The sequence below is a fragment of the Sulfurimonas sp. genome (assembly GCF_027056685.1).
Classification (GTDB): domain Bacteria; phylum Campylobacterota; class Campylobacteria; order Campylobacterales; family Sulfurimonadaceae; genus Sulfurimonas.
The window spans coordinates 1-3,216 of sequence record NZ_JALUKE010000137.1; the positions used below are offsets into that span (position 1 = coordinate 1).

Genomic DNA, 3,216 nt, shown 5'->3' on the forward strand with positions numbered 1-3,216 from the left:
ATGGTCATCTTTAATCATCTCTCCATATTTTACAGCTAAGGACTTTTCAATACCCAAATCCACAAGCCAAGCTGTCATCGCTCCTGCTGCTCCAAACATTACAGCACCACCAGTCATACCAGCAATTGCTGAAAGTATCTGTCCTGTTGCTAAAATAGGTCCAACACCAGGTGTCCAAAAAAGTATTCCACCCATTAACAAGCCCCACAGTCCACCCCAAAAAGCACCCTGTTCACCCCAAAAAATAGCATTTTCTCTATTCTTATTAAATTCAAAACCATCCTGCGTTTTTTGCTCACCTTTACCAATAACTGAAATATATTTTTTCAATACACCACCATCAATCAAGGTGTCAACACTTTTTGCAGCACTATCATACGAATCATACACTTTTACCAATACATCTTTACTCATAACGAACTCCTTATAATAATCATATAAAACCATTATACTCTTAAAATAATTAATAGCGTCAAAAAAGTTCTTTTTATCTATATTTCGATAAAATAACTGTATGAAAACAACACTAATAGCTCACTCACCCGACGCAGATGATATTTTTATGTACTATGCCATTAAATTTGGCTGGGTTACCATGAAGGATGTCAAATTTGATAATATTGCAAAAGATATTCAAACACTTAATGAAGATGCCCTCAATGGTCTTTATGATATAGTCGCAATTAGTTTTGCACTCTATCCTCACATTAAAGAGGAGTATGCACCACTTCGTACTGCTGTTAGCTTCGGAGAGGGTTATGGTCCTAAGCTCATCAAACGCAAGGGAGAAAAACTCAAACGAAACTTTAAAGTAGCACTTAGTGGCGAACATACTACAAATGCAATGCTCTTTCGCATAGCGTATCCTGATGCACGCATTACTTATATGAACTTTTTGGAGATTGAACAAGCCGTTATTGATGGAACTGTTCATGCAGGTGTGCTAATTCATGAGAGTATTTTAACCTATGCAGATGCACTTGAAGTAGAACGCGAAATATGGGATATTTGGCAAGAACTTGCTGGAGATGATTTACCACTTCCTCTTGGAGGAATGGCAATTCGCCGTTCACTTCCCCTTAACAAAGCCATAGAGTATGAAGCAACACTTACAAAAGCTGTTCAAGTTGCACGAGACCATAAAGAGAGACTCTCAAAAATGCTTTTAGAGAGAAAGTTAGTGCGTATTGATGCGCCTACACTTGATAAATATCTTGAACTCTATGCAAATGATGCATCAATCACCTTAAGTCCAATTCAGTACAAAGCAATAGATAAGCTTTTTGAGTTAGGATACAAACATGGTTTTTATGATACTCCTGTTAAAATTGAAGAATATCTCATTCCCACTGAGTATAAAGAGTTACGGAACGCATAAATGGAAGCCAAACTTGTAGCTCTTGGAGTGCAAACTTTTCAAATAGCACTCTATCTTGCTCTCCCTGGTCTTTTAACAGGTATGCTTCTTGGTTTAGCTGTAAGTATATTTCAAGCAACAACGCAAATCAATGAGATGACACTCTCTTTTATTCCTAAAATTCTTGGTGTTATTATAGTTATTGTTCTTACTATGCCATGGATGATTAATGAAATAACAGATTTTGCTGTAAGTGTTTTTAACATGATTCCTACCTTTGTACAGTAATGCACTATAAATCAATTAACTTTTCAAAATACTCCTCTTTTAAAATAGGAGGCACATTGGATGTCGCTCTTTTTGATGAAACTCTCAATAATTATAAAGATTACTATTTTATAGGGGCTTGTAATAATATTCTGATGGGTAATAATCCTCCACCACTGATGATGCTTTGTAAAAAATATGACTATATCAAACTAAAGGAGAATAAACTTACAATTGGTGGGGCAACACCTTCTGGAAAAATAGCCTCTTTTTGTAAAAAAAACAATATTGCAAATTTTGAATTTCTCTCCCATCTTCCAGGGAAACTTGGAGGGCTTGTCTATATGAATGCAGGTCTTAAAGAGTTTGAGATTTTTAATAACCTTATTGAAGTCATCTTGATTTCAGGTAAAAAAGTAAAAGAAAATATAGAGTTTGGATACCGTTATACAAATATCAATGAACCAATTTTAGAAGCTTCATTCTATATTGAGCATGGTTTTGATGAAGGAAAAGTAGAAATATTTAAAAAGATGCGAACTAATCAACCATCAACACCAAGTGCAGGAAGTTGTTTTAAAAATCCTCCAAATGAGTATGCAGGCAGACTTATAGAAGCTGTTGGACTTAAAGGTCTTAGAAAAGGTGATATGTGTTTTAGCCCCCAACATGCAAATTTTTTAGTAAATATGGGCAAAGGAAAATTTGAAGATGCACTCTACCTTATACGAGAAGCACAAAGAAGAGTAAAAGATGAGTTTGGAATAATACTCGAGGAAGAGATAGTCATCCTCGAACAAGGTTTAAAATCTAGCCATTAATCCCATATATGGACCTTGGTATGTTAAATCAACTTGATTACTTCCATCATCAACTCGTAGTTTTTGCATTCTATAACCAACTTCAATTGCAGGTTGGATAACTGGTACAAAATCAAAAGTATAATCAACTTTAGCTTGAACATCATACATAGTATCTGTACCATCTGTAATCGCTTTCCCCTCAGCTTCTATTCCAAGATTTGTTGTTGGAATTTGCACTCTACTTCTTAGATATACAAGAGGAACTACAGTTGTATTAGATGATGAATCACCTTTATAAATCGTAAAGCCATTTTGTTTTAATGCACCTATTGTAGAATCTGATTGAATTACTTTTACATCAATTCCCGCATCAATTGTAATCCAAAATGTGTTATCTAAAAGATTATAATAAGGAATAATATCATATTGATTCATATCTACTGTTGTAGGTGCCCCTTTAGTTGATAAACTTTGATTATTTAGTGTTACGATAGTTGTTCCCTCATCAGAAATAGAGGCATACTCAAGACGAAGATTTGGAATAATTGGAAGAGGATGTTTAAGAAATATCCATGCATACGCACCTGTTTTCTCTTTTTCAGCACTTGTATATTTTCCATTTAGATTTAATATACCTGTACCGTCTGCATACCCACTAGGAGTTTGTGTCCAAGCCCCAGCACCCGCTTCAACGCGAATAAAATCAGCATTTGCAACAGATGATGCAAGTGTAGCACCAAGTGCTAAAGAAGATAGTATTTTTTTCATTATAACTCCATATTTATATTT

Annotated in this window: 5 protein-coding genes; 3 read left to right on the top strand and 2 right to left on the bottom strand. The window is 34.9% G+C overall.

Annotated elements, in window-relative coordinates; translation table 11 throughout:
- Positions 1-414 (bottom strand): general stress protein (locus MVY38_RS06065; protein ID WP_297484358.1); only part of this gene is annotated, 414 nt, incomplete at its 3' end.
- 100 nt (positions 415-514) lie between these two features.
- On the opposite strand from MVY38_RS06065, the gene MVY38_RS06070 reads away from it, so the two are divergent.
- Genes MVY38_RS06070 through MVY38_RS06080 form a run of 3 tightly spaced genes read left to right on the top strand, consistent with a single transcriptional unit; the run spans position 515 to position 2,445 of the window.
- Complete coding sequence (locus MVY38_RS06070; protein ID WP_297484360.1) at positions 515-1,378, top strand: MqnA/MqnD/SBP family protein; 864 nt, start codon at positions 515-517, stop codon at positions 1,376-1,378.
- Positions 1,379-1,645, top strand: coding sequence for a flagellar biosynthesis protein FliQ (gene fliQ, locus MVY38_RS06075; RefSeq protein ID WP_297484363.1), 267 nt, complete (start codon positions 1,379-1,381; stop codon positions 1,643-1,645).
- Positions 1,645-2,445, top strand: coding sequence for a UDP-N-acetylmuramate dehydrogenase (locus MVY38_RS06080; protein ID WP_297484365.1), 801 nt, complete (start codon positions 1,645-1,647; stop codon positions 2,443-2,445). Before fliQ ends, MVY38_RS06080 begins: the two co-directional genes overlap by 1 nt.
- Here MVY38_RS06080 and MVY38_RS06085 read toward each other — a convergent pair.
- Positions 2,428-3,195, bottom strand: a complete 768-nt coding sequence (locus tag MVY38_RS06085) for a TIGR04219 family outer membrane beta-barrel protein (protein WP_297484367.1) — start codon at positions 3,193-3,195, stop codon at positions 2,428-2,430. The two genes, MVY38_RS06080 and MVY38_RS06085, sit on opposite strands and share 18 nt — an antisense overlap.
- Positions 3,196-3,216 lie beyond the last annotated feature (21 nt).

Coding starts and splice junctions, on each gene's coding strand:
- fliQ (WP_297484363.1), top strand. CDS start 1,379: ATGGAAGCCAAACTTGTAGCTCTTGGAGTGCAAACTTTTCAAATAGCA.
- MVY38_RS06080 (WP_297484365.1), top strand. CDS start 1,645: ATGCACTATAAATCAATTAACTTTTCAAAATACTCCTCTTTTAAAATA.
- MVY38_RS06085 (WP_297484367.1), bottom strand. CDS start 3,195: ATGAAAAAAATACTATCTTCTTTAGCACTTGGTGCTACACTTGCATCA.
- MVY38_RS06070 (WP_297484360.1), top strand. CDS start 515: ATGAAAACAACACTAATAGCTCACTCACCCGACGCAGATGATATTTTT.